Genomic DNA, 21065 nt, shown 5'->3' with positions numbered 1-21065 from the left:
GCATGAGAAATCCCGTCAAATGGTTTCGGGATCGCTTTTCCCGCAAAATCCAGTTTCGGCTAACCTGCTATTTTATGTTGATTTTGCTGCCGCTCGTCTTGGTAAGCCTATTTGCCGTTGATCGCTCCCGCAGCATTCTGCATGACCAAGCGGTGGAGCGGTCCAGTACGGTACTGAATTCAGCTATGGACTATATTGATTTGACTTTGCAAAATGTGGAGGAGATTTCGACGCTGATTGCTACAGACCCTGTGTTTATCAAGCTGCTTGCAGATAACGGAGCGGAATTGTCGCCGCTCTCCATCGTCGATTTTTCGATGCTGCTGAAGCAGCTGTCGAATGTAAACTCTATTAATCATATCGTATCGCAAATATCCCTGTATCATCAGCCCTCCCATATGATGATTTCGACGAATTATGGAGGGAGAAGGCTGAGTAGCCCTGAGCAGCAGCAATGGCTTGAGAATACCGCCATTACTAGCGGGACGGAAATCACTTATCTGCTGGCGGAGGAGCCGATTGCCGGCAACGCGACCTTCGGCAGCTTAATTAATACCGATAGCGTATCGCTGCTGCGAACCATGGATTTGTACAACAACAATCGCAGAGCGGATGTAGTCATTATTACAGTGGACAAAAGCAAGCTGATCAATCTGATGAAGTCGCTGCTCCCATCGCCTTCGGCTACCATTTATTTGCACAGCGATACCGGCAAATTGATTGCCGGGACAGGCAAGCTCGACGGCGCAGAGCATACGCTTGCGGAGGGCGTGGGCATGCCTGGCCTTCCCCGCACGACGGATGCGGAGATGACCGTTTCTATCGATTCGGAGTATTCCAAATGGCGGCTGACGTTGATACAGCCCAAAAAAGAACTGTACGCCAAAACAGATCAGCTTCGATTGTATACGTTAGCTATTATTTTCGTAAGCGTCCTTCTGGCGCTGGGCATATCCTGGCTCGTTTATATCGGTATCGCTTCTCCGGTAGATAAGCTGTTCAAGGGCATGAAGCGTCTGGGTACGGGAAATATGAATGTGCATCTGGAGAATACACGGCACGACGAGCTGGGTTATTTGACGGAAGCGTTTAATCGGATGGTCGTAGACCAGAAGCGGCTAATTGAAGATCATTACGAGCAGCAGCTGAGGCTGGCCAAGACGGAGCTTCAATTTTTGCAAACCCAGATTAACCCTCATTTTTTGTATAATACGCTGGATTCAATTAACTGGACAGCTAAAAATTACGAGGCGGATGAAATTAGCGAGATGGTGCTGAATTTGTCGCGTTTTTTCCGTCTAAGCCTGAACAAGGGCAAGGATGTATTTACGATTGACGAAAGCTTGTCGCATCTGCATTATTACATTCGCATTCAGCAAATCCGTTACTTGGACAGCTTTGAGGTGGAATACGACATTCAGGAGGATTGCCGCCCCATCCCGATTCTGAAGCTGCTGCTGCAGCCGCTTGTGGAGAATGCTATCCTGCATGGGATGGAAGGGAAAACGGAAGGCGGAAAACTTGTTATTTCCGGCCGAATAAAAGATGGAGAGGCCGTTCAGGTCACCGTAAGCGATAATGGTTCAGGGATGAGTTCGCAGCGACTAGCCTATATTCAAGAAGAAATGAAGCGGCTGGGACAGCGCGAAGCGAATCTGTTTTCGCTGGAGGACGAGGAGACGGGTGACCTGTTCGGCCTGCGCAATGTAATGACTCGCATTAAGCTTTATTACGGCAAAGAAGCTGAATTGATTGTCGAAAGTGTGCAAGGACATGGAACCTCGGTCACCATTTCGCTGCCGCTGGATCAATGCAAGGAAAGTTTTCGTGCTGTAACTCACCATACTCTGGAAAAAGGGGAGCGATCCGCATGAATTTAATGATCGTTGAGGATGAACTGCGGCTTAGGTTGGGATTGGCTAATAATATTCCATGGGAGGAGCATGGCATTGAGGTCGTCGGACTGGCTGCCAGCGGGGTAGAAGCGCTGGCGTTGATCGAGCGGAAGCGACCCGATATCATGCTGATTGATGTCCAGATGCCGGAGATGGATGGGCTGACACTGGTGAGGAAGCTTAGGGAATATCCAGACAACGGCGTTCAGCTGAAACTGATAATCTTAAGCGGACATGACAACTTTGGCTTCGCTCAGGATGCTATCGCTTTAGGGGTTTCCCAGTATTTGCTGAAGCCCGCGGCTGAAGAGGAAATACTGGGCGCCGTACTGGAAGCGGCAAAGCAGCTGCGAGACGAGATGGAGCAGTGGCGCGAGCAGGCAGAGCTGAAGGTAAAGTGGCGTGAGCATCTTCCCCATTTGCAAAGCAGTTTTATTCGGCAGTGGGCAGCAGGCGACTACGACGATAGCGAGGTGCTGCGAAGAGGTGCGGAATATCAGATTGAGCTTGAGGAGTCCGACCGGATCGCAGTTGCGGTGGTGGATATTGACCCGCTTCCGCAAGGGGATGGCTGCTTTCGCGCGGAGGATGCTCCAATGTGGCGTTTCTCATTGCAATGCCTGGCGAGAGAAATGCTGCCCGCCTCCTGTTGGGTGTGCCCTGATCATCAAGGGTATACGCTCCTTGTTTTTGTGCTGCGGCGCGAGGAGGAGCCAGGAGACAGCGCTTTGCGCGTACAGGCATCGGTCGTTCAATTGCTGTCGCGCACCCGGGAGACGCTTGGTCTGACAGCAAGCGCAGGCATTTGCGCTGCGGCCGGAGGGATTGGCAGCATGAGTGCGCTGTATGCCGAAGCTTGCCGTGCCTTGCAGGAACGTATTGTATACGGCTGCGACATAGCCATTCCTTACCGCGAGATTGGCCGTAAGGAACAGGGGGTTCAGGTACAGCAAGGATTAGAGAAAGCGCTGGAGATCGCCATGGAAACCGCTGACGAGGCCAAGGCGCTGGAGGCGCTGCAAGGATTGTGGGACAAAAGCCTAGAGTCCGTGGAGACGGCAGAAGAGGTTCATGAGGCCGTCCTTTATTTGAGCAGCCTGTATATCCGTATGATTCAGAAGCAGGGCTGGCGAATTGGGTGCGTGGCAGGAGAGGATATGATTTATTTCGAGAACATCAGGCTGCTGGCGACGAAGGAGCAGATTCGGGCCTGGCTGGTCCGCTTGACTGGCCGCATCTGCGATTACCTGCAGCAGCAGCGGAAAACGACGAGCAACGGAGTGGTCCGCTCCATTCTGTCTATCGTCAATCAGGAAATCGATCAGGATATTACGCTGCATACGGTAGCAGACCGCCTTTTTATCAATTCATCTTACTTGAGCCGGCTGTTTAAGCAGGAGACAGGAGTACCTTTTTCAACCTATGTGCTGGAGCGCAAGATGGAACGGGCCAAATCCGTTCTGCAGAATGGGGGCAAGGTGTACGATGCCGCTCGTCTCGTGGGCTACCGGGATGTGAGCTATTTCACCAAGGTGTTCCGCAAATATTGGGGCGTCAACCCAGGCGGAGTTAAAGCGTGAAAGCTGCGCCTAATTATGCTGGCGTGCAATAACCAAAAAAAATATAAGACAAAACCGCTTTCAGTTGTAGAAAGCGGTTTTGTCTTTTTTAATGCCGATTACGTTCCTTTGTGAAGAAATCAAACATCAAAGTACCAGAAATAGTAATGGCATTACTCTACCAACCCTGAGCGCTGGATACTACAATTTTAGGTAGAAAGCATCAAATCGAGGGGGAATACGATGAAAAGCGCAACGGCACCACTGGAGAAGCCCCAGGCTAAAAACAATTATGTCAAACGGCTTGCTGCCGATGTCAAACGGGATTGGGATTTATATGCACTTCTTGTCCCTGGAATTTTGTTTCTTTTGCTCTTCAAATATGCCCCGATGTATGGCATTACCATCGCCTTTAAGGATTTCAATATCTTTGATGGCTATGACGCTAGCCCGTGGGTGGGATGGAAGCATTTTGCCAAACTGTTCAACTCTCCCGATTTTCTGCATGTTTTTCAAAACACCGTTATTATCAGTTTTCTGAAGATCGGTATCTTGTTCCCGCTGCCGATTCTCATTGCCCTGCTGTTGAATGAGATCAGGCGGATGCTGTTCAAGCGCGCAATTCAGACCGTTATCTATTTGCCGCATTTTCTGTCCTGGGTTATCGTAAGCGGTCTATTTATCGACATGCTGTCCAGTAATGGCGGTTTGGTCAACAAGGCAATGGGTATGATCGGCATGGAGCCGATCTCGTTTTTCCTGGATAATAGCGTGTTCCGGGGTGTTCTGATTACCTCAGCGGGCTGGAAGGAGACGGGGTGGAGTACCATCGTGTATCTTGCGGCCTTCGCCACGATCGATCCTGGCTTGTACGAAGCGGCCAAGATTGACGGAGCGGGGCGGATGAAGCAGCTGTGGCACATTACGCTGCCTGGCATCGCGCCCATTATACTGCTGATGTTTATTCTAAGGCTGGGCAGCATTCTGGAGGCTGGCACAGAGCAAATTCTCGTCATGTACAATCCCACTGTATACAAGGTGTCAGATGTCATCGGCACCTACGTGTACCGAATGGGTCTCGGCAATCAGGACTACAGCTTCACTACTGCTGTTGGCGTATTTGAATCCGTTATTGCCTTCACGCTCGTCTTGGCGGGCAACGCGCTTAGCCGCAAATACCTGCAACGCGGGATTTGGTAACTGAAAGGGGAGATTGCTGTGACCGTGAAAACATCGTTTTCAGAGAAGCTGTTCAATTTCTGCAACTATTTATTTTTCATACTGGTAGGTCTGACGACGCTGCTGCCCTTCGTTAACTTGATCGCCAAATCGTTCAGCAGCGAAGCGGCGGTCATCTCCGGCAAGGTCAATTTGCTGCCCATTGGCTTTCAGACCGGAACGTACATGTATGTGCTCAAGGATTCCATGTTCCTTAACTCTTTAAAAAATTCGATTCTTTTGGCCATTGTGGGGACGGCGTTAGGATTGTTCCTCACGACCATTACGGCGTATCCATTATCTCGCGTTCAGCTTCGAGGCAGAAAATGGTTTCTGCTGATGTTTATTTTCACAATGCTGTTCAGCGGTGGCCTGATTCCTACCTACCTGCTCATGCATAATCTTGGACTGGTTAATCAGTTTCCTGTTCTATTCCTGCCGGCGGCCATCAACGTGTTCAACATGCTGATTATCAAAAATTACTTTGAAGGGCTGCCGGACGGGCTGGAGGAGTCCGCCAAGCTGGACGGAGCAAGCAACATCCGAATTTTATTCTCCATTGTTTTGCCGCTGTCGCTTCCTGTGCTGGCAACCATTGCGCTATTTTTCGCGGTGGCGTTCTGGAACGACTATTTTACATCAATGATCTACATTACCAATCAGGATTTCAAGCCGCTGCAGCTGTATCTGAAGGAACTGTTGGTATCCTCCAGCAGCGAGTTTTTGAAGGATAACGTGGACGCGGCGCTGAACACAACGCCCCAGTCCATTCAGGCAGCTTCAATATTGCTAGCTACGCTGCCGATCCTGATGGTTTATCCGTTCTTGCAAAAATATTTTGTCAAAGGTGTGCTGGTAGGTTCGGTTAAGGGTTAAACCTATCGGCATGAAAGGCGGTGATGCTGTCAGCTTGTCATGATAGCGGGCAATGGAAGGGTAATGCAGTTTGACTTTAAAACACATATTCGGGAGGGTACTCTATGAAAAAAGGTTCTTGGTTGGCCATAGTCCTTGTATTTGCTCTTGCTCTTGCCGCATGCGGCAACAATTCCACTCCAGCTCCGGGCAGCGGCTCAGGGGGAGATGGCGAAGGCAATCCTAACCTCACGATGCTGATGCAGTACAGCCTGTTCGATCCGAACGCAGACCCGGTTGCTAAAAACATAGAAGATGCGACCGGCTACAAGGTTACCTATGAAATGCTTCCGGCCGAAAGTGCCGACGAGAAGCTGAACCTAATGGTTGCGAACAAGCAAAACTTCGATATCATGAAGCTGGGTTCTGCCCAGTTCTACAAGCTGGCAACAGCGGGCGCGCTGGAGCCGCTGAATGATCTGATCGAAAGCCATGGCCCTAACATCAAAGCGGCGATTAAGGAAGATTCATGGGAAAGCGTTACGATCGACGGCAAAATCTATGCTATACCGGAGACGGGCTCTGGCATTAGCGTAGGCGAGGAGCTCGTTGTCCGTCAGGATTGGATGGAAGAACTGAGCTTGAAAAACCCGACAACGCCGGATGAGCTGTATGAGGTGTTGAAAGCGATCAAGAAGGCCAAAAATATTGTTCCATTAACGGGCTCAAAGGATTCTATCTATGGAGATATTGCAGCAGCATTCGGCGTGCTGAACGACTGGAACGATGTGGATGGCAAGCTTCTGCATAAAGCAGAGCTTCCACAGATGAAGGAATTTTTGACTTATATGAACAAGCTGTACAGCGAAGGGCTGCTGGATTCGGAAATGCCGATCAATACGAGTGCGAAAGCGATTGAGAAGTTTTCCAGCGGCAATGCCGCAATGATCAAGCTGGCTTGGTGGAGTGCTTCTAGCGCAGAAGCTGCCCTTGTCAAAAACTTCCCTGAAGCCAAAATCGGCATTATTCCATACTTAGTTGGCAAGGATGGCAAATCATCGATTGGCGTTAACCTGGCAACTACTTGGTTTATTGCGATACCGAAGATATCCAAGCAAAAGGAGCATGCGATCAAGCTGCTCGATACCAAGCTGAAGAAGGATATCTTCATAAAGCTCGCCATTGGCGAGGAAGGCGTTCATCACGAAGTGAAGGATGGCAAATATTATCCCATTCTGCCTAAATTCAATGATGACTTAACCAATGCTAGCTCCTACATGACCGGGGTTAATGAATATGATTATCCGGCTTACTGGCAGGCGCGCGTTCGGAAGGACCCTGTGCTGCAAAGCTACTATGAGGCGTTTCAGGAAAACGCGGCGAAAGGCAATATTGTCGTTGATCCGATGTCGATTGCGCCGCCAATCGATGCGGTATCCAAAAACAAGCAAAAGCTGACGAAGCTGCTGGACGACACGGTGCTAATGTATATCGCAGGAGCGCAATCTAGAGACAACTACGATACCTTCCTTTCGCAATGGATGGCAGAAGGCGGCGCAGAATCCGTCAAGGAAGCGAACGAGTGGTATCAAACCATTTCAAAATAATGGCTTGCCTATAGACGTAGGCTTGATGGCAAAGGGGCAGCTGCGAATCGCAGGTGCCTCTTTGTCGCCCAGGCGAAATGCCTAGCATAATTGACTGAGGGGGAACAGAAATGAACGAACCATTTAAGCCGCATAAAGGCAGTGAGGTTGATATGCTTGCTATCCATGCCCAAGTGGAAGCTGCGCCAGAGGATATTACGATTACATTAGAAGGGCAGCGGCACGCTATAACGGCTGTCAACACCATTCCGTCGGCCGAAGAGTGGCTTGTCTTGTTTACAAGCGCATGGGGGGAATCGGTCACTGTTCCTGAGAATGGCGTTGCGGTGCAGGTGGGAGCAGGCGGCTTGGTTTTACGCGTCGTTAATGAAGCGCCTGTCGGCTTTGCCCCGGCCTGGTCGGGCCCAACGATACTAGACATCCCTGAGGATGGTTATGCGCTTGTTGCCCTTGATCCTTTGTATGCTCCGGAAAGCAGCCGCTTCTTTTTGTCTACCTGCTTTAGAAAAGGAGACCGTATCAAGCTGCGCAAGGATGGTGCGGTGACTGAACATCACGGGCTGGCAGGCGCTGCTGATCATGAATTCAGCCTTTATTTGAATCATCCATCCGTTTATACGGAAACGCAGACCGTTACCACAGTTAGCGGTAATGTGAGCGGCGGCAATGCGGGCGAGTTTCCGGCGCTAACGATTAATGGTGAAGAGGCTGTGGTTGACGAGCAGGGTATTTTTGCCCATAAACTGAAACTGGCGCTTGGCGTCAACTTTGTTGATGTGGAGATCAAAGCGGGGAACGAAACCCCAGTTGCTCGAAGCTTAGCCATTTTTTCTAAGAGCCGTGCTGAGAGGAAGCAGAGGGTCATCCTTTGGATAGATCAGAGAGCCAACAGTGGGAAGCTGCAGTCTGCGGACGCTGTAAGAAAACTGCTGGAGCGTGCAAAACATGCAGGCGTTACGGATATTGCGCTTGACGTTAAAGGGGTGGAGGGGTACGTTTCTTACTTCAAAAATCCGCTGACGAGCCGTCCCCACATGAGTGAATTGGTAAACGCTAAGCAGGATACTCCTTATCCAAAGCTGGATTTGCTGCAGATTTTTATAGAGGAGGGGCATCAGCTTGGTCTAGCTATTCATGCATCCATGAATGTATTTGCAGAAGGCTCTATTGTACGTGGTCAATATGCGATTCTAAATGAACATCCTGAATGGGAGGAAATGGTTTACAAGCATCAAGATGAAGGCGTGATCAAACGGCAGCGAGACAGCTCGGCTCCGGGCTTGGTTGCGTTTGCCAACCCGCTTCATGAGAAGGTGCGCGAGCATCAATTGGCAGCTTTCCGGGAAGTGATTGCCGGCTATCAGGTGGACGGCATTATTTTGGACCGGGGCAGATACGACAATGAAACGGCGGACTTCAGTCCTTTGACACGAAGCCGCTTTGAGGCTTATTTGGCGGAAAGGGGCAAGCGGCTTCATCGTTGGCCAGAGGACATATTCGATTATCAAGGCAATACGAGAATAGATGGTCCGTTGATTTTGGACTGGTGGGCTTTCCGTGCAGGCGTCATTACCTCTTTTGTTGCGGAGGTCAAGGAGATGGTGGACGGTCATAAGCGACAAACGGGAAGCGATGTTTTGTTATCTGCCTACGTGGGGTCTTGGTTTGATACCTATTATGTCAACGGTGCAAACTGGGCCAGCCCGGATTTTCAATATGACAGCCGCCTTCAATTTCAGGAGGGCTCCGTCTATACCAAGGACTACCGAGGCACTGGCTATGTTCGGCACTTGGATTTCCTCATGATTGGTACGTATCAGGATACGCTGGCCGAGGTGGAGAAATATATGGCCCTTGGCAATATTGCCACAGGTGGAGAAGTTCCGGTATATGCGGGCATTTCCCTTAATCAGATGAATAGCGCCAAGCGGCAGGGTGAGGTATTCCGTTCGGCTTTCCGGTACACAGACGGGCTAATGCTGTTTGACGCCTCACATGCCGATTGGGATATGCTTGATCAGTCTTTAAAAAGAGAATAAGGATAGGTTATGGAGGCGCGCAGGCAGCTTCTTCAGAAGCCTACCAACATATGGTATAATGACTAGCATAATGCGAAGGAGGAACCATATGAATCTAGCGAATAAAATAACGATTGCTCGTATTTTATTAATACCTGTGTTTATTTTATTTTTTCCGATATACCCCGAGTGGTTAATCAGCAAATCAGAATTTTTTCTACATATAGATACCTATGGCATTTATTATGCCGCAGCATTATTTATACTCGCTTCAGCGACGGATAAATTAGATGGACATATCGCAAGAAAATATAATCAGATTACGAATCTTGGCAAGCTGCTCGATCCGCTGGCAGACAAGCTGCTAATATCCGCCGCGTTAATATTAATGGTAGGCGAGCAGATGATTTACAGCTGGATCGCAGTTGTGATTATCGGAAGAGAGATTATTATAACGGGCATTCGAATTGTCGCCTCATCTCAAAAAATTGCCCTGCAAGCCGACCAATTCGGCAAAATTAAGATGGTCTTTCAAGTTGTTGCGATTTCAGCGGTGTTGTTAAACCATCGTCAGCTCAGCTTTTTGACAGCGATTCCTGTCGATCAAATTCTGATGTATGTTGCCTTGGCGTTGACCATCCTATCCGGAGCTAACTACATCAAAAACAACTATCACTTGCTGCAGTAGAAATAAAAGTAGAGTAGAACGATTAAACCTATCCCATTTAAAATACAGCGGCAGCGATGGACGAGATGAAACAGTCCAAAACTGCCGCTGTTTTATGAAATGGTCGTTTTCCTTCTAAGCATACCTATACATTTGTGACTCAGGCTTGATGCTAACGGACATAGAATCCGCTATTCTTCATAATTTGGGCTTAATTTGCATCTAACGGACATAGATTCCACTATTTAGTCGAAATCGTGTTAAATTATAACGCTTGGAGCCTAATAGCGTACTCTATGTCCGTTACTTTTGAAAAAAGAGGAATTCAAAGCAAATAAGGCATCTGATGTCCGTTATTTTTATCATCGCCGATTTCGTTATCTTGCGATTATATTCGGTAATTAAAACATACAAAGCCCGATGAGGTATAGTAAATATATATACAGCTATTTATTTCGATTTACAGGGGGCGAGCCGTCTGCAAACCATACAAACAAAGCTTTTTGACTATGGGCAAGCAGAGATCGATTATTTGAAAAGCGTAGATGAAGCGCTTGGTGCTGCCATGTCTCGGCTCGGAAAAGTCGAACGCATCATCATGCCGGACTTATTCACTTCACTCGTTTATGCGATTGTAGGCCAGCTGATTTCAGCTAAAGCAGTGCACACCATATGGGAGCGAATGCAGGTGCGGCTTGGCGAAATATCCCCTTCGAACATAGCTAATCAAAAGGCAGATCAGATTCAAAGCTGCGGGATAACGATGAAGAAGGCCGTTTGCATAAAAAGCATTGCGGAGTCGATTATGCAAGGTGAAATCCGGCTGGAAGAGTTGAACCGCTTATCGGATGCAGAGGTAATCAAGCAGCTGATGTCCTTAAAGGGAGTTGGCAAGTGGACGGCTGAAATGCTGCTCATTCATGCGATGGAGCGCCCAGATGTCGTGAGCTGGGGAGATATTGCCATTCGCCGCGGGATGATGAAGCTGTATGGTCTTCAAGATTTAACCAAAGAACAGTTCGATACCTACCGGCTAAGGTATTCGCCCTATGGTTCAGTGGCTTCGATTTATTTGTGGACCTTGTCAATGGAGTAAGCTAAAAGGAGCAACAACATGGAGAAAACAATAAAAGAACAGCTCATAGCATTGAAGGAAGACGATTTTCAGAAATTTACGGCTGCGCTTATTCCTACAATTAATAATGTATTAGGCGTTCGGCTGCCGAAGCTGCGCCAGCTGGCCAAGTCGATAGCAAGTGATGACTGGCGTACCTATTTAAAGGATGCAGATAGCGAGTACTTTGAGGAAGTGATGCTGCAGGGGATGGTCATTGGTTATGCCCAAGCGGATATAACAGAACGTTTAAACATTGTCGCTGAATTTGTTCCGAAGATAGACAATTGGTCAGTCTGTGACAGCTTTTGCAATGGGCTGAAGTTTACAACGGACAATAAGTCAGCGGTATGGGATTTCATACAGCCGTATTTGGTATGTGACAAAGAGTATGAGATACGTTTTGGCGTGGTTATGCTGCTTGGCTATTATATTGAAGAAACTTATATCGAGCGCCTCTTGCAGCTGCTTGATCAGACGAAACGAGAGACGTATTACGTCAAGATGGCGGTAGCATGGGCATTGTCGATTTGTTATATTAAGCAGCCAGAGGCTACTATGAATTATTTGAAAAGCGGTGCTAATTCTTTAGATGAATTCACCTACAACAAAGCTCTGCAAAAAATAATAGAATCATACCGCGTCGATCAAGAAACCAAAATCATAATACGCGGTATGAAACGAAAAAAAAGCTAAGGCTCAAAGCCTTCCTGGCTTACATAAATGCGATCCTCCGAAAAAACCTGCTTGAACCGCTCGTAAACGACGCGATAAGCAGCCGGATGATACCATTCCTCAAGACCTAGCTGCTCATACAAAGCATTGATGCCTAGTTGTCGCGTTCGTTTTCCACTGCTTCCGTCACCCATAAAATAATCGTCTATGCAGATGCGTTCAACGAGTGGGCGCAGTATTTCGGCGAATTGCTCACTGCTTGGAAGCATGGGGGCAATCGTCGCTTGAGTGGGAACGCCCGCATCAGCTAGCAGTTGAAGCGTCTTTAGCCTAGCCATAATCGGTGGGGCATTCGGTGAAAAATGTTTTCGAATGTCCTCGCGATCTGTTTCGACTGTCATACTGACGCGAACCTTCTCTCCAAGTCGCAAGAGCAGATCAATATCCCGCTGAACAAGCGGGCTTCGCGTTTGCACAAACAAAAAATCAGGCGGGTCATCAACCATCACCTCGAGCAAGGACCGAGTAATTTGTTCCTTATATTCAATCGGCTGATAGGGATCAGTGCTGGATGACATAAAAATAGTAACCGGACCTTTAGACTTTTCTCTTGAAAATTGTTTGCGAAAAACTTCAGCAGCATTTTTCTTAATATCGACCCATGTTCCCCACTCGGCGCCTCGAAATAAAGAAACAGGCATTTTCCGCACATAGCAGTAGGAACAGCCAAACGTACACCCTGTATAAGGATTTAAGGAGTGGCTGTAGCCGGTAAGAAAGCCGGTTCCTTTATTCAATAAGGTTTTGGGCTGTGTATATAAATATTCGATCGTCATATTAGTGTTTTTCCAGCTGAAGCAGCTTTGTTTTCATTTCTATGCCGCCGCGGTATCCAGTCAGCGATCCGTTCTTTCCAATGACGCGATGGCAGGGAATTGTAATTAAGATCGGATTAGCGCCAATCGCCGTGCCCACAGCGCGAACAGCTGCGGGCCGCTGGATTTGATGGGCAATATCGGAATAAGACTTCGTTTCCCCATAAGGAATATCGCAAAGTGCTTTCCATACTTCCTGTTGGAAAGCTGTTCCTTGATAGTGGAAGGAGATGCTGAATTGCTTGCGGAAACCTTGAAGGTATTCAGCTATTTCAATTGTATAAGGCTGGAGCAGCTCAATATTCTCTAGTAAAGGGGTGCCTGGATAGCGGGTATTTGCCCATTGGAGCAGCTCGTCTATCGGTTCATTCTGAGAGCCGATAAAACATAGTCCCTCCGTTGTGGCTGCAACGTATAGGCTCCAAGCCTCGTGCGTGAGCAATGTCCAATAAATGGGCGGTTTACTGTGTTTGGTCATTCGAATCAGCCTCCTGTTTGTGCAATTGCCGATAGGCTGCGGGTGTGCAGCCCGTCTTCTTTTTAAACAACGTTACAAAATACGGCGTGTTATGCATGCCGACGCTTGAACCGATTTCTGAAATGGACAAATCGGATGATGTCAGCTGCTCCTTCGCTTTATCGACTCGTAATTGCTGTATATATTCAACGGGTGTCAAGTGTTTGATTTTTTTGAAGGTCCGATGCAGGTGATAGGGGCTGCCGTGGCATTGATCGGCAACGACTTGTAAAGTTAAGTTGTTCATATAGTTTTTGTCGATATATTCGGCAGCCAAATGAATCCATTCATCATCAGGCAGGCGCATCCCGGTAGGCTTGCATCGTTTGCATGGGCGAAAGCGGGCAGATAAAGCTTGCTCGGCCGTAGAGTAGATAGCAATATTTTCTTTGTTGGGCGGTTTGGATTTGCAGGATGGCCTGCAAAATATTCCTGTCGTTTTCACCGCGTAAAAGAAGATCCCGTCATAAGCAGCATTGTTGCTTAAGATGGCATGCCACCGTTCCTCGGTCAATGTTTCTGAGTGTTGTTTCACCATTTTGCTCACCTCCATCATTAGTATAACCTCGAAAGTGAACGTATGTACGTATTTTAGAATGTAAAAGCAAGATAACGAAAGCGGGATGAATAGAGGGTATACTTTGATCCTGACGCGCAATCGCGTAAAATAGAAGGATCAATGCTGCTAATGGAGGAGAGCTTATGGAAGCTAAAGTAATAACATTACCTTTATTACATGTTGTAGGTTATCGTATTGAATCTAACATAACAGAGTTTGAGTCTGGTCTTGGCAAGAATACTTATCGATTACTCGTTGAAAGAAAAGCGGAAATTATGAATAGAAAAAATGAAAATGTGATTTTAATGCAAATCTACCCCATGAATGATGATTTTGACCCACAGGTCGATCGGTTTACGAATCTGATCTGTTACGAGGTAAGTGAACAAGCTGATGTTCCAGTAGATATGACTAGTCATACCGTGACTGAAAGTAAGTATGTTACATACAAGCACAAAGGACTTGAATCCGAGCTAAGTCGTTCGTACGGCTATGTCTATGGCGATTGGATGAGTGAAACGGGAAATGAACCCAAAAACTATGATTTTGAAATTTGGGATGAACGATATCAACCCGAAAGTCCCGATAATGAAATTGATTTGTATATTGCATTGAAGTAATGAGAGGTTATAAAAAATATAGCTTTAAAAGGAGCACAATATCATGTCATTGCCACTTTCGAAACAGCTTAATCGGGATTTTATTCTTAGCCAGCTCGAAGCTTTACTGAACATTCCAAGCCCTAGCGGGTACTGTATGGACATTGTGAAGCATCTTGGAGTGGAAGCAGAGAAGCTTGGCTATTCGCTCGAAATAACGCCAAAAGGCAACGGAATGATAACCATTCCAGGCGTCAATTCAGAGAAAGTGATCGGCATAACCGCGCATTTGGATACGCTTGGAGCGATGGTTCGTTCGATCAAGTCGGATGGGAAGCTTCGCTTCACGTCGATCGGGGGCTACAATATGCAAACGGTCGAAGGGGAGTATTGCGTTATTCACACGCGTGACGGCCGGAAATATGAGGGAACGGTGTTGTCTACGAAAGCCTCTGTACATGTATACTCCGATTCGCGGGAGTGGAAGCGCGAAGAAGCGAATATGGAAATTCGCATAGATGAGCTGGTGAAAACCAAAGCAGATACAGAGGGGCTGGGCATTTCCGTAGGCGATATCATTTCGTGGGAGCCGCGAGTGCGCATCTTTCCGAATGGCTGGGTGAAGTCACGGCATTTGGACGATAAAGCAAGCGTAGCAGCACTGCTTGGATTAATGGAATGGTTCAAGCGCGAAGGGAACACACCTGCACATACACTCAAGCTGATCTTCTCGACCTACGAAGAGGTGGGACACGGAAGTTCTTATATTCCTGAGGATATAACGGAGATGATTGCGGTGGATATGGGAGCGCTGGGAGATGATCTTTCTGCGACAGAGCAGGATATATCCATTTGCGCCAAGGATTCGACTGGACCATACGATTATAATATGACGACTAAGTTAATTGAATTAGCGAAGCGTGAGAACCTAGCTTATGCTGTAGATATTTACCCGCACTACGGCTCCGATGCATCGGCTGCGCTGCGCGGCGGAAGCAATATTCGTGCGGCATTAATCGGACCGGGCGTTCACGCTTCCCATGGCATGGAACGCACACACGCAGATGCCATCGTTGGCACGTCTGCTTTGCTTCTGGCTTATGTCATGGAGTAAGATTTCTAGTTAATATACAATAGGTAGAAAAAATGCGAAGAAGAGCGGCGATGAAATCGATGCTCTTCTTTTTTTTGATGACTAAACTTGTCAGAAAGACAATGAAGTAGGACGTTAGTAGAAGAGCGCCAAACGTTATTTTGGGACAAAAAGATAGGGAATGCTCTATGATTTCAGTGCTTTAGAAGCTTTATATTTATCCCGAATGATGTTGGTTTATCCTGACAGGGTGCAAAATATAGATTGCTGAAACGTATGATCGATTAGCTGAGAACGATGGAATATCCGCTTTTTAGGCTCCGAATAGTCCCTTTTTCAATTCAAACCCCGCTTTTTTTTGTTTTTTAAGTGTAAATTTGCAGCAGTTAGGGGTTAAAACGTACAGGAAAAAGAGGAATGCGAAATATGTCGAATGGTGTTTTACTGCTGCTTAGGTAGGATGCTGGTCAATAGTCCCTTATTTTTTCGATGAATTAGTGGAATTTTAATTGGATTCTTCGTTCGTTGGAAAGTGGCAAACAGGAAAAAAACCTTTATTTCACATGGGTTAGAGGGAAAAAGCATGCGGGAAAACATGAGTCCCAAGTGGGACTTTCACCCATTATTTATTAAGCGCTTTCAATAGTCAGAATTATCAATTTGGCGATAAAAAACATGACATGACATATCCCACTATTCGCATCAATTAGGAGTCCGTACTTATGAAAACCATAATGAAAATGAGCAAGATTGTCTAAGTGTGACCATGTCTTTATTCCCTCAAGAATTATTATCATCTGTGTCATACTAGAGTGCAAAGAGAGACAAGAAGCTTTCCAAAACTCAAAATGTATGAGCGAGCTGATGAATGGAGGTTTCAGAGATGAATGTTTCGAATCAGGAGCAGAAGCAGATGAAGCTGAAGCAGTTTTTGAAAATACTATCCGAGGATCCTTCTCTATTACTGAAAGACGGTCAATCGGAAGTGAGGTCGCTGCCTGAGCTGCTTATGGCAACTGGCTGCCTAATCCATAATGAACCGATTGACATGGCGAAGCTGATATCTCAGCTGCTCGGTAAGATCGGCCTGCAAGCCTGCTCTGACGATATGATGGAGCATGTAATGAATGGCGGGACCGTGGATGAGTTCATTAATAACACGAGATGATAACATTTTATGTCTAAGCAGGAATCCATGGATAAACCTATTCCTGTAAACAAACGATGCCCAAAAGTTCGCGTTTCGAATAATGAGAGAATTTTAATATTCATTAAGAACAACTTTCGTGAAGTTCGGCAACGGATGATTTTAAAGCAATGGAGGAAATGATTTGGAATTAAAACAGTATTGGATCATCGTGAAAAGAAGGCTATTGATGATAGCTTTAATTATTTCAGTGAGCTGTCTAACCATCGGCATTTACTCCAGCTACTTTATCAAACCACAGTATGAAGCATCCGCTAAGTTAATCGTTAACCAGTATAAGGACAGCAGCTCGCTCATTCCGAGCATAGATGTTGGATCGATTAACTCCACGATCGGACTTATCAAAACCTATAAAGAGATTTTGCGAACGCCGCGAATGATGAAGCGAGTTGTCAAGCAATACCCGGATCTCGGTGTGACATACGGCGAGCTCATCGGCAAGGTAAGCGTAAGCTCAGTGAATGAAACACAGGTCATGTCCATATCGGTACGTGATGACTCTTATGAGCAAGCAGCAAAAATCGCGAATGCGATTGCCATCGTTTTTCAAAAATCGGTTCCAGAGCTGATGAAGGTAGATAATGTTTCCGTGCTGGACCAAGCTGATCCGCATGAACAACACGGACCCGTTGCTCCGAATCCTAAGATGAACATTGCAGTCACATTCATGATGGCATTGATGGTAGGTGTAGGCATATCCTTCCTGCTGGATTACTTGGATGACACGGTTAAGACCGAAGAGGACATCGAGGCACTGCTGGAAGTACCTGTATTAACATCGATTCCGAAGTTCGAAGAGCGGGATGCGACAGAACACAGCGGCAACGCCACGTTAAAGACGAATGCAGGGAGGGAACAAAATGTCTCGTTTGATTCCTAAGTGGAACTTGATAACGGAGCTGAATCCCAAATCGCCCATTTCTGAAGGGTACCGGATGCTGCGGACAAACATTGAGTTCTCGACAATTAATCAAAAGCTGCAAATTATTATGGTCACCTCTTCCAAGCCAAGCGAGGGCAAAAGCACGACATGCGCCAATATGGCAGTCGCGTTTGCACAAGCAAACAAAAAGGTGCTTCTGATTGATGCGGATCTCCGCAAGCCTTCGCAGCATCATATTTTTGGGAAGTCCAACCGCAGCGGCTTAACGACGGCTTTATTGAACCAACTGAAGCTTGAGGACATCATTCAGTTTACGAATACGGACAATCTGTCCATTATCCAAGCGGGGCCAACGCCTCCCAATCCTTCTGAGCTGCTCTCGTCGGAGCAAATGGCGGAGCTGCTTAAGACAGCTAGAGAGCGGTACGATGTCGTCATTATCGACACGCCGCCGATCATGTCTGTAACGGATGCTCAAATTGTAGCAACGCAAAGCGATGGGGTCGTTCTTGTGATCGACTCGGGAAAAGTGAAAAAAGATGTTGCCCTTAAAGCAAAAGCGTCACTTGAACATGTGAAAGCAAATCTTATCGGCGTCGTGCTGAATAAGATCAATCGAAATCATTCAGATATCTACTCTTACTACTACGGAGAAAAGACAGAAGCTTAATCGTCTTTGCTCCAGCTCATAGAAGCAAGAAATAGATAGGTAATGTCTCCTGCACCTCTATCACCGGAGGCACTCGGTCATGCTGTGGGTCAGCCGACCTTAGACGTTAATCGTCAAGGGTGTGACGTGAGGAGGGGTTAGATGCCCCTTAACAACCAATAAAAAAATAATAGGATAGGGTGAAATCAAATGAAAAAAGTGAGAAAAGCCATTATCCCCGCCGCAGGACTTGGAACACGGTTTTTACCGGCAACCAAAGCGATGCCAAAAGAAATGCTTCCGATCGTCGATAAACCGACCATTCAATACATTGTAGAGGAAGCCATTGAATCAGGCGTTGAGGATATCATCGTCGTAACGGGTAAAGGAAAGCGGGCGATTGAAGATCACTTCGATATCGCATTTGAGCTTGAGCATATATTAGAAGAAAAAGGCAAGCTTGATATTTTGGAAAAGGTAAGAAAATCATCAAATGTGAATCTTCACTACATAAGGCAAAAAGAAGCCAAGGGGCTTGGGCATGCGGTATGGTGCGCTCGCAACTTCATTGGGGACGAGCCGTTTGCAGTGCTTCTTGGGGATGACATTGTAGAAGCAGAAGTCCCTTGCACAAGGCAGCTTATTGAGCAATATGAGAAAACCGGCCGCTCGGTCATTGGCGTACAGACGGTTGGCGTTGATCAGACGCATCGGTACGGTATCGTTGACCCAGGGCAGCGGGTAGACAATCTTTATGAGGTTAATCGTTTTGTAGAGAAGCCGCCGCAAGGACAAGCGCCTTCCAATCTAGCCATCATGGGCCGTTATGTGCTCACTCCCGATATATTCGAATATTTAGGACGCCATGAGCGCGGAGCTGGAGGCGAAATTCAGCTTACCGATGCTATTCAAAAGCTTAACGTAGAAAAAGGCGTTTACGCCTTTGATTTCCAAGGCATTCGTTATGATGTCGGAGAGAAGCTTGGCTTCATTATGACGACGCTTGACTTTGCCTTAAGAAATAATGAAATTAAGTATCAGTTGATGACTGAGCTTGAGGAATTAATGGAACGGGAGCTTAGCAAGCAGTTATTAGCTGGAAGGAGTGATAGAAGATGACACCTCCACAATATCAGGATGAAGCGGTAATCGGCGTTTCTGATTACTATTCGAATAGGCGCAGCGCTCAGCAAACGGTAAGCATGTATTCGATTATCAAACGCACGATTGACATTGTTGGTTCGCTAGTCGGTTTAATCCTGTTAAGCCCGCTGTTTATCATCATCGCTATCCTTATTAAGTGGGAGGACCCTAAAGGTTCTGTCTTCTTCTATCAAACAAGGATCGGCAAGGATGAAAAGCCGTTTCGCATGTACAAATTTCGCTCGATGCTGACGGGTGCCGAGGACAAGCTGAAGGATCTGCTGGATAAGAACGAAATTAGCGGTGCAATGTTCAAGATGAAGGATGATCCGCGCATTACAAAGATCGGTAAAATCATTCGCAAAACGAGCATCGATGAGCTGCCTCAGCTGCTGAACGTGCTGAGGGGCGAAATGTCCTTGGTTGGTCCAAGGCCGCCTCTTTCAAGGGAGGTAGCGGAATATACGGAGTACGACAAGCAGCGCTTGTCCGTAACGCCAGGCTGCACGGGACTTTGGCAGGTAAGCGGCAGAAACAATCTATGCTTTAAGCAAATGGTTGAGCTTGACCTAACTTATATTCAGAAGCGATGCATTTGGTTCGATTTCAAAATTATGCTGAGAACGGTGAAAACGTTAGTCGGCTCTCAGGATGCTTTTTAGAGTGTGAAAGCTTTCGAAGATATTTTTGCTTCGCAAAACAAGCGTATGCTTACGAAGTCAGTTTTGCTTCGCAAAACTTAGCTTATGCTTACGAAGTCAGTTTTGCTTCGCAAAACTTTGAGGAGTTGATAAAAATGGCAAGAATCCTGCATATTTCGGAGTTTACGAAGGGCGGTATCGAGACGCACTTGAACGAGGTGCTGAGCTACCAAGCGAGCAGACATGATATTTTTCTTATGGCTTCTGAGCAGAATTCGAGCCCTGAGTCGCTTCAAATTAGCCAAGATCGATTGTGCTTGTACCCTTACAAGAGGAAGCCGGCTTATTTTGTGAAAGCCATGAAAGCTATTCATCGTAAGGTAAAGGACTTCAAGCCTGATATTGTACATGTACACGGAACGTTCGCAGGTGTTTTCCTGCGGACGTTGTTTTTTTTCAAGAGCAAGCGCCCGATCGTCATCTATAATGCGCATGGCTGGGCTTTTCTGATGGATATAAAGCCGTGGAAGCAGCGGATATTCGCCTTAGTTGAGAAGACGCTCGCACTTCGGACTGATTTCATTATCAATATTTCGAGGCATGAATATGAGAAGGCCATGCATTATGGACTGCCAGCAGCCAAGTCGGGAGTCGTTTATAACGGCGTTTCGGATACGTCGGAAGTAAGCACGCCGCCTTTCGAGACTGATCCTGACATGATTCATCTACTTTATGTAGGACGCTTCGATCGGCAGAAGGGGTTTGATCTGCTGCTTGAGGTGTTCAACAAGCATCAGTTTACAAACGTTCGCCTATATTTGGTTGGCGATACTGTGCTGAAGGAAGTTGAATACAAGTTTCCTGAGAACACAATTAAGATCGGCTGGGTGGACAATTCTCAGATCGATCGTTATATGCAATCCTGTGATGCGGTCATTATTCCATCTCGCTGGGAAGGCTTTGGCATCGTCGCCATTGAAGCGCTGCGGAATAAGAAACCGGTTATTGCGAGCAATCGAGGTGCGCTGCCGGAAATTATTAGCGATGGCGTTAACGGTTATGTATTCGACTTCGATAATAAGCAGGAGCTGGCAGACATCATTCATGAGCTGGACAAGCCGAAGCTGAGAGCGCTTGGCTTAGCGGGATGGGACATTTTCCAAGAGAAATTCCATTCGGATAAAATGAACAACCAAATCGAGCGGCTTTACGAGGAAGCCTTGCAGAAATCAAGCAAACCGTTATCCTCCGCCGTCAAAAAATACGTCTAGATTTACGGGGATGGAGAGAA

General features: G+C 46.9%; 20 protein-coding genes. 17 read left to right on the top strand and 3 right to left on the bottom strand.

Annotation, left to right across the window (positions count from 1 at the left end; translation table 11 throughout):
• Positions 1-2 precede the first annotated feature (2 nt).
• The 9 genes from MHH56_RS27385 to MHH56_RS27345 all read left to right on the top strand — a co-directional run bounded on the left by MHH56_RS27385 (position 3) and on the right by MHH56_RS27345 (position 11629).
• Positions 3-1874 (top strand): sensor histidine kinase, encoded by a 1872-nt coding sequence (locus MHH56_RS27385; protein WP_339204795.1) that lies wholly within the window; start codon positions 3-5, stop codon positions 1872-1874.
• Positions 1871-3475, top strand: a complete 1605-nt coding sequence (locus tag MHH56_RS27380) for a response regulator (protein WP_339204794.1) — start codon at positions 1871-1873, stop codon at positions 3473-3475. The genes MHH56_RS27385 and MHH56_RS27380 overlap by 4 nt, the downstream gene beginning before the upstream one ends.
• Before the next feature lie 222 nt (positions 3476-3697).
• Positions 3698-4654 carry an ABC transporter permease subunit gene (locus MHH56_RS27375; RefSeq protein WP_339204793.1) on the top strand — a complete coding sequence of 319 codons (957 nt, stop codon included), beginning with the start codon at positions 3698-3700 and terminating at the stop codon, positions 4652-4654.
• 18 nt (positions 4655-4672) lie between these two features.
• Positions 4673-5548 carry a carbohydrate ABC transporter permease gene (locus MHH56_RS27370; RefSeq protein WP_339204792.1) on the top strand — a complete coding sequence of 292 codons (876 nt, stop codon included), beginning with the start codon at positions 4673-4675 and terminating at the stop codon, positions 5546-5548.
• A gap of 104 nt (positions 5549-5652) precedes the next feature.
• Positions 5653-7134 (top strand): extracellular solute-binding protein, encoded by a 1482-nt coding sequence (locus tag MHH56_RS27365; protein ID WP_339204791.1) that lies wholly within the window; start codon positions 5653-5655, stop codon positions 7132-7134.
• Positions 7135-7244: 110 nt separating this feature from the next.
• On the top strand, positions 7245-9173 hold the full coding sequence (locus MHH56_RS27360; protein WP_339204790.1) for a family 10 glycosylhydrolase: 1929 nt from the start codon (positions 7245-7247) through the stop codon (positions 9171-9173).
• A gap of 88 nt (positions 9174-9261) precedes the next feature.
• Positions 9262-9840 (top strand): CDP-diacylglycerol--glycerol-3-phosphate 3-phosphatidyltransferase, encoded by a 579-nt coding sequence (gene pgsA, locus MHH56_RS27355; protein ID WP_339204789.1) that lies wholly within the window; start codon positions 9262-9264, stop codon positions 9838-9840.
• A 457-nt stretch (positions 9841-10297) separates the two neighbouring features.
• Positions 10298-10915: a DNA-3-methyladenine glycosylase 2 family protein gene (locus MHH56_RS27350; protein ID WP_339209742.1), complete on the top strand. Its 618-nt coding sequence runs from the start codon at positions 10298-10300 to the stop codon at positions 10913-10915.
• Positions 10916-10933: 18 nt separating this feature from the next.
• Positions 10934-11629, top strand: a complete 696-nt coding sequence (locus MHH56_RS27345) for a DNA alkylation repair protein (protein WP_339204787.1) — start codon at positions 10934-10936, stop codon at positions 11627-11629.
• On the opposite strand, the gene MHH56_RS27340 is transcribed toward MHH56_RS27345, so the two are convergent.
• Genes MHH56_RS27340 through MHH56_RS27330 form a run of 3 tightly spaced genes read right to left on the bottom strand, consistent with a single transcriptional unit; the run spans position 11626 to position 13538 of the window.
• Complete coding sequence (locus MHH56_RS27340) at positions 11626-12444, bottom strand: radical SAM protein (protein ID WP_339204786.1); 819 nt, start codon at positions 12442-12444, stop codon at positions 11626-11628. The two genes, MHH56_RS27345 and MHH56_RS27340, sit on opposite strands and share 4 nt — an antisense overlap.
• 1 nt (position 12445) lies before the next feature.
• Positions 12446-12961: a methylated-DNA--[protein]-cysteine S-methyltransferase gene (locus tag MHH56_RS27335; protein WP_339204785.1), complete on the bottom strand. Its 516-nt coding sequence runs from the start codon at positions 12959-12961 to the stop codon at positions 12446-12448.
• Positions 12945-13538, bottom strand: coding sequence for a bifunctional transcriptional activator/DNA repair enzyme AdaA (locus tag MHH56_RS27330; protein WP_339204784.1), 594 nt, complete (start codon positions 13536-13538; stop codon positions 12945-12947). Before MHH56_RS27330 ends, MHH56_RS27335 begins: the two co-directional genes overlap by 17 nt.
• Before the next feature lie 164 nt (positions 13539-13702).
• Here MHH56_RS27330 and MHH56_RS27325 point away from each other — a divergent pair, with 164 nt between their 5' ends.
• From MHH56_RS27325 to MHH56_RS27290, 8 genes are all read left to right on the top strand, one after another.
• A complete protein-coding gene (locus MHH56_RS27325; protein WP_339204783.1) occupies positions 13703-14179 on the top strand; it encodes an effector binding domain-containing protein in 477 nt (158 codons plus the stop codon).
• A 43-nt stretch (positions 14180-14222) separates the two neighbouring features.
• Positions 14223-15272: a M42 family metallopeptidase gene (locus tag MHH56_RS27320; protein ID WP_076269105.1), complete on the top strand. Its 1050-nt coding sequence runs from the start codon at positions 14223-14225 to the stop codon at positions 15270-15272.
• A gap of 862 nt (positions 15273-16134) precedes the next feature.
• The gene (locus MHH56_RS27315) at positions 16135-16419 is read left to right on the top strand and encodes a hypothetical protein (protein WP_339204782.1); all 285 of its coding nucleotides are present in this window, start codon (positions 16135-16137) and stop codon (positions 16417-16419) included.
• 163 nt (positions 16420-16582) lie between these two features.
• Complete coding sequence (locus tag MHH56_RS27310) at positions 16583-17338, top strand: Wzz/FepE/Etk N-terminal domain-containing protein (protein ID WP_339204781.1); 756 nt, start codon at positions 16583-16585, stop codon at positions 17336-17338.
• A complete protein-coding gene (locus MHH56_RS27305; protein WP_339204780.1) occupies positions 17319-18011 on the top strand; it encodes a CpsD/CapB family tyrosine-protein kinase in 693 nt (230 codons plus the stop codon). The genes MHH56_RS27310 and MHH56_RS27305 overlap by 20 nt, the downstream gene beginning before the upstream one ends.
• A gap of 189 nt (positions 18012-18200) precedes the next feature.
• A complete protein-coding gene (gene galU / locus MHH56_RS27300) occupies positions 18201-19109 on the top strand; it encodes a UTP--glucose-1-phosphate uridylyltransferase GalU (protein ID WP_076269101.1) in 909 nt (302 codons plus the stop codon).
• Positions 19106-19795: a sugar transferase gene (locus MHH56_RS27295; RefSeq protein ID WP_076269100.1), complete on the top strand. Its 690-nt coding sequence runs from the start codon at positions 19106-19108 to the stop codon at positions 19793-19795. The genes galU and MHH56_RS27295 overlap by 4 nt, the downstream gene beginning before the upstream one ends.
• Before the next feature lie 134 nt (positions 19796-19929).
• Positions 19930-21045: a glycosyltransferase family 4 protein gene (locus MHH56_RS27290; RefSeq protein WP_339204779.1), complete on the top strand. Its 1116-nt coding sequence runs from the start codon at positions 19930-19932 to the stop codon at positions 21043-21045.
• Positions 21046-21065 lie beyond the last annotated feature (20 nt).

It is taken from the genome of Paenibacillus sp. FSL K6-3182, from assembly GCF_037976325.1.
GTDB lineage: Bacteria > Bacillota > Bacilli > Paenibacillales > Paenibacillaceae > Pristimantibacillus.
Note: the sequence above shows the minus strand (reverse complement) of the source record. Positions and strands in the feature narration are given on the sequence as shown.